This is a genomic window from Sporosarcina luteola, from assembly GCF_007991495.1.
In the GTDB taxonomy this organism is placed as follows: Bacteria; Bacillota; Bacilli; order Bacillales_A; family Planococcaceae; genus Sporosarcina; species Sporosarcina luteola.
Genome location: NZ_BJYL01000071.1, coordinates 1 through 5,173, shown reverse-complemented (window position 1 = coordinate 5,173; position 5,173 = coordinate 1). Strand labels below are relative to the sequence as shown.

The 5,173-nt window shown below is 34.4% G+C and carries 5 protein-coding genes and 1 pseudogene; 3 read left to right on the top strand and 3 right to left on the bottom strand.

Translation table 11 applies throughout. The annotated features are described in order from the left end of the window. Positions 1-125: 125 nt before the first annotated feature. Both SLU01_RS17785 and SLU01_RS17780 read left to right on the top strand, forming a co-directional pair. A complete protein-coding gene (locus SLU01_RS17785; protein ID WP_147060859.1) occupies positions 126-539 on the top strand; it encodes a hypothetical protein in 414 nt (137 codons plus the stop codon). Between the two features lie 22 nt (positions 540-561). Further along, positions 562-1,743, top strand: a complete 1,182-nt coding sequence (locus SLU01_RS17780) for a spr1629 family repressor/antitoxin (protein ID WP_147060862.1) — start codon at positions 562-564, stop codon at positions 1,741-1,743. A gap of 257 nt (positions 1,744-2,000) precedes the next feature. Here the strand turns inward: SLU01_RS17780 and SLU01_RS17775 are convergent, their stop codons facing one another. The 3 genes from SLU01_RS17775 to SLU01_RS17765 form a co-directional block, all read right to left on the bottom strand. Further along, positions 2,001-2,684 (bottom strand): hypothetical protein, encoded by a 684-nt coding sequence (locus SLU01_RS17775; protein WP_147060858.1) that lies wholly within the window; start codon positions 2,682-2,684, stop codon positions 2,001-2,003. A gap of 12 nt (positions 2,685-2,696) precedes the next feature. Beyond that, complete coding sequence (locus SLU01_RS17770) at positions 2,697-3,290, bottom strand: hypothetical protein (protein WP_147060856.1); 594 nt, start codon at positions 3,288-3,290, stop codon at positions 2,697-2,699. 180 nt (positions 3,291-3,470) lie between these two features. Next, the gene (locus SLU01_RS17765) at positions 3,471-4,721 is read right to left on the bottom strand and encodes a helix-turn-helix domain-containing protein (RefSeq protein ID WP_246111041.1); all 1,251 of its coding nucleotides are present in this window, start codon (positions 4,719-4,721) and stop codon (positions 3,471-3,473) included. Between the two features lie 169 nt (positions 4,722-4,890). Here SLU01_RS17765 and SLU01_RS17760 point away from each other — a divergent pair. After that, positions 4,891-5,136: pseudogene (locus SLU01_RS17760) on the top strand (chromate transporter); the annotation flags it as partial. Positions 5,137-5,173: the final 37 nt, after the last annotated feature.

Sequence of the window (5,173 nt, the reverse complement as noted above, 5' to 3'; positions counted from 1 at the left end):
TTAGATGCTCTTTTAAATAAATGTGTTAATAGAAGTGCCAAGCAACCTAATGATTGCCTGGCACTTTATTAGCGGCATTTTTTCAGCAAAGATCTAACAAAAGGAATTAACCTACCCATGGGCAGTTGCTTTCCGTTGCAGGCGGTATTAATAAAGGGATAAAGTTTGAAGAGTTTCTGTTACAGAATGTTAATCAGTCCGTCCAATTAGAGTTATTGGAGGATTTCCAGCCAGTTCCACTTGAAGCTGCGGATATTGAAAGTACAGCTGCTCATTTTGATAGATTTTATATTGCTACCTATAATATCGGCGAAGATCATCAAATAAGCGAAATCCGTTTATGGATGCCTAATCCTGCTGATAATAGAGCATACTTGATAAGTGAGTTAACACCGTATATCGGTCAAAAGCCAAGTCACATCTTTGAAATTGGGGATGATCTAAAGTCGATTCTTACACAGACAATTGCGGCGGAAGGTGTATTGGATGCATCGGCTTTCGGTATTGTTCTTGGGGATGTGGAAGAGCAAGAAAGTTAAATTTAAGAAAAGAGGTGCCTTCTTGTTTATTGGTAAAAGTTTAACCAATATCCGGATATTGAATAACCTGAGTAGGGGGCAATTGGCAGAGAAAGTTGGAGTAACTGAGCAGGCTATTTGGCAATATGAAAATGGGTATACGTCGCCTAAATTAGAAGTTGTGAATAAAATGAAGTTCATTTTCAAAGTGAAATCTTCATATTTTTATAGGGATGACTTATTGGATAAGGCCAATTTTGAAAATATACAGTCCCAACATATAGCTTATCGTTCTGAGACAATTAACACCTTGAGTAAAACGCAAAGTGAATTAATGTATATTAGATTTTTAGATGAATTTATGAAAAGAATTGAATCTAAAATAAATTATCCGGCCAATTTATTATTGCAATTGCGGAAAGAGACATTGGAATATCTTCGTCAGAATCAAAATGTTGATCGAGAAAACCAAATTAAATTCATAGCTAACTTGGCGCGCCAAACAATGGGATTACCGAGAAGTTCCAACCAGAATCTACTGTTTCTATTTGAGAAGGCCGGTGCTTTCATTGTTGAAAAAGAGATAGGAGAAACAATCGACGCTTATAGTGTTTGGACGGAAGACGATCGGCCGTATATTATATTGGGAACGATCAAAAAGTCGGCGGCTCGAAGGAACTTTGATTTGGCCCATGAATTAGGACATTTATTATTGCATTATAAAGTTGAGTTTAACATGCTGGATCGGAAATCCTATCGAGATTTGGAAGATGAGGCCAATAGCTTTGCTTCTGAATTTTTGCTACCAGAGGAATTTGGGAACGACTGCAAGGAAATTACAAAAGTATCGAATCCGGACTCATATATCGACATCAAACAGAAGTGGGAAGTTTCATTGCAGGCAATTGCAATGAGAGTACACAAATTGGGTATGATGGAATATCAGCAGTATCGATATTTTTTCATGTCCATTAACAAAAAAGGCTATAGAACGCAGGAGCCACTTGATGAAAAGATTCCTATTAGTCGTCCTATGAAGTTAAAAAGTATATTGCAGCTGCTTTTTGAAAAAGGAATTTATACTTTGTCTACTTTGACGGATGAATTAAAAGTAGATCAAGAATTTTTGACGCTCGTAACGGGGATTGAAAAGGAATATTTTGATCAATATCGTCAATCTGAACAGAAGATATTTACGACGAGCGTACTTAGTTTAAGTAAATAGGATATAATTATCGAAATATGTTTGAAAAAATTAGCCATTCCTCTTACTTTGCAGGGATGGTTTTTTCGCATGCCAAAGCGATTATTCCATTATTGTACAGCTGGGCTTATTTTGATTTGCAACAAAAAAATCTCCTTAACTTGTTAAGTTAGGGAGATTTTCGCATGGCGGAAAAAAGGAAAAACTATGTGGTCACAGTTTGACGCTTACCAAGTTTAGCTTTATTGGCTAAATAGGTTTATCTTAATTCGGTGTAATTAATTACCAGTCTTTGTAACCTCGAGATGCATGTATCCTGTTGCTTCCTGAACTTGACCCAAATATCTGTCAACCTTTTTTCTTACATTTGGTTGGTCTCGTGTGTATCCCCACCAGTCTCCGTATAAATCATAGGTTTGTGACTTTAAATAAAAGTTTAAATTGTAGTAACCAGGTTGAGTAATTTGTGTAGCTGACTTTGTTCCCTGACTGATAGAAACTGTTTCGGTTGATGTATATGCATTTTTAATATGTGCTTCCAATTCAGTAAGAAATTTTACTCCGCCTTGGCCTCTAGCTCCCACTTCAAATGTATTTGAAGTAGTATTGATTTTAGTGATTGTTCTTTCCCAAGTATAAGTTGTGTTCACGCCACTAGGAATACTAACTGAGGCGTTATGAAACAACATATACTTATTGTTGAATCCGGTACTCATACCTCTCGGATTTCCAGCATATCCATTATTCTCGTAAACAACAAATGTTGATTGGGCAGAAACTTCATCATCTTCATCTACTAATTTTAATTTTTCTACGGGATTACCATTTCCCTCGATCAAATCAATGGAATGTGGGTAATGAATGTTATCGTTATCTTCTTCTGCTGCATAAACGGAACTTCCAATTAAGAACAATAATGCTGAAAGCGAAAGGGCGGTAATCCGTTTCATTTTACCAAACATATAGATCATCTCCTAATTTAGATATTTTTCGAGTTCTTGTAAAAACTGGGCTGTTTGGCTAAGTGTAAATACATCTTCATTAAGCGGGTTGTCGGATATACCAACAATTGAAAGTGAATATCCGTCTCCTCTAAAGTCATAAATACTAACTTCTGAATCCGGGAAAATAGAATCGTAAGTATCTTTATATATTCCTGTTTCAGAGTTATAGTTTTCTTTTGCATAGTTAATACTATGATCCCAAAAGCGGTCAACGCGTTTTTCCGAGGCACTTATGCTCAAAATAATAATCATTCCATTATTGGAATTCTTATATATAAATTTTTTATTTCTTAGATATAAGCCCTCCGGTATATCTTGTTGACCGGCTATAATGTCTGGAACAACAACAATATCGCTGTTCTCCCCCAGAATCTCTTTGTAACCTTCCATGGTAAATTCTTTTTGAATTCGATTTACAAGTAATTCATATTTCGAAGTATCAAGACTACTCTTTGTAGATGAAATTATACTTTGTTCGGAATTATTTTTTTGTGGAAGCATATGTCCAATAACACCACCAATGAGAAGTGTTATTAAAACAATAATGATCATTCTGATTTTCATAAATAACTCCTTCTAGTACAAAGTGCAACTATTTATTCACCCTGCTACTTTTTTGATTCTTGTGAGCTCACATCTAAATCATACAATTAATTTAAAATTAATCAAATCGAGTAATTCAATAGTATGTTCGATTTGTTTTAAAAACTGAATGAGTTTTTGGGAATTTATTGATTGGAATCGTTATTTCCCCTTTTTAATATTTTCTAAGGCTAAGCAACAGAGTTTCTGTTGTTCTAAAGCCTTTTTATATTTGTTGTCTTTCTCTAAATAAAGCGAGTAATGCTCACTTGCTTGCTTTAAACTTATCCAGTCTTGATGAGCTAAAAAAACTTTCACAACTTTTGAAATACCTTTCTCGTATTGTTGGTAGTTCCCTTGTAGCCAGTTCAGCTGTGCATCGAAATATTTCAATAAGGCTAATTCCGTGGGAGTCTTTGCACAATTCTCGGCCAACTTTAAAGTGTTTGTCAGATTGTAAACGTCCCGGTTTTCAGAAAAAATAGTTAACTTAAGTCGGTATGATATAAATATATCATTGGCGTTTAATGATTTTTTTAATTTAATTGCTTTGTGCGTATTGTTTAATGCACTTTCAATGTCTCCTTGATCTTTCTTTATAAGAGCAAGATTGTGATATAACTTTGGTTCGATATCTTTCGATGATAAGTAGGCAATATCTAACCCCTTTTGAATATATTTTTCTGCTTTCCTTAGATCCCCCATTTCCAAATGGATTACTGAAATTAAGTTATAACAATCAGCTACCTTGTCCCATTTATGTTCTTTTAAATAAAGGTCATTTGCTGATTTTACATAAAACAGAGCATTTGAATATAAACCTTGTATATAAAAGCAAAGTGAAATATTGTAAAAAAGTCTGCTTTTATAACTTTTATCCATATCAATTGTTTCCAAATAAAATTTTATGCTTTCCTTATAATTTCTTTTATAGTAGTTATACAATCCAGAAGCATAAAGGTAGTTTTTATACGCTTTATAATTGATAATAGTTGTGTCTATATCGGAGATACTTTCATCGTAATGCGTAACTGCTTCTTCTATTTTGTTTGTCGAAACAAGTTCGAGAAACTTCAATAGAAAGTAATGATATTCCTGAGAAATGGATTCAATATACTGAAATTCATGTTTATACTTGGACAGAAATTGCTCCATTTCCTTTCTATTTCTTAAATCAATAAGTTTTTCGTACTCTAAAAGTAATTCTTCTAACTCAGCACTATAGGAATTTAGATTTGTCAAATAGGAATAGGGCACGTCTAATCGTTCAGCGATTAACCTCATAGTATCAGCAGAAGCTGTAAATCTACAAGCCTCTATATTGCTATAATGAGATGCAGAAAGAATTCCATGACAAACTTCGGCTTGCTTCATTCCTCTTATTTCTCGAATCTTTTTAAGTCTATTGTGCATTAACAATATTTCAGCTCCTTCTTATAGAATAAAATTATATTCTATAAAAATCTTTTTACTTTATACTTCGACAATATTTAAGTGTTTTTAAGGTTCTTTTCGGTTTCTTCTATATAAACAACACCAGCAAAATGAAGAAGTTAGTTCGCAATTCCCGATTGCCAAAAGCTTTTCCGCGATCTGTTTACTGTTATTCTTCGGTTTGCTGATTCTATTACCGATTATTCGAGGGGCTACAGGATCATATTGGATCGCGATGTTTGACAGCTTTTATAGATCGGGTTCTTTAGTTTTTGGTGGTGGTCATGTCGTTTTACCTCTATTAGAGCAGGAGTTTGTACCAAATGGTTGGTTAAGCGAAGAAGCATTCTTGGCAGGTTACGGTGCTACTCAAGCAGTGCCAGGTCCCCTATTTGGGCAGAGATCTAAATAAAGTACAGTTTCGCCGCCAC

Excerpts from the sequence above, each read along its gene's own strand:
- SLU01_RS17775 (WP_147060858.1), bottom strand. The coding sequence starts at position 2,684 with ATGTTTGGTAAAATGAAACGGATTACCGCCCTTTCGCTTTCAGCATTA.
- SLU01_RS17765 (WP_246111041.1), bottom strand. The coding sequence starts at position 4,721 with ATGCACAATAGACTTAAAAAGATTCGAGAAATAAGAGGAATGAAGCAA.
- SLU01_RS17770 (WP_147060856.1), bottom strand. The coding sequence starts at position 3,290 with ATGAAAATCAGAATGATCATTATTGTTTTAATAACACTTCTCATTGGT.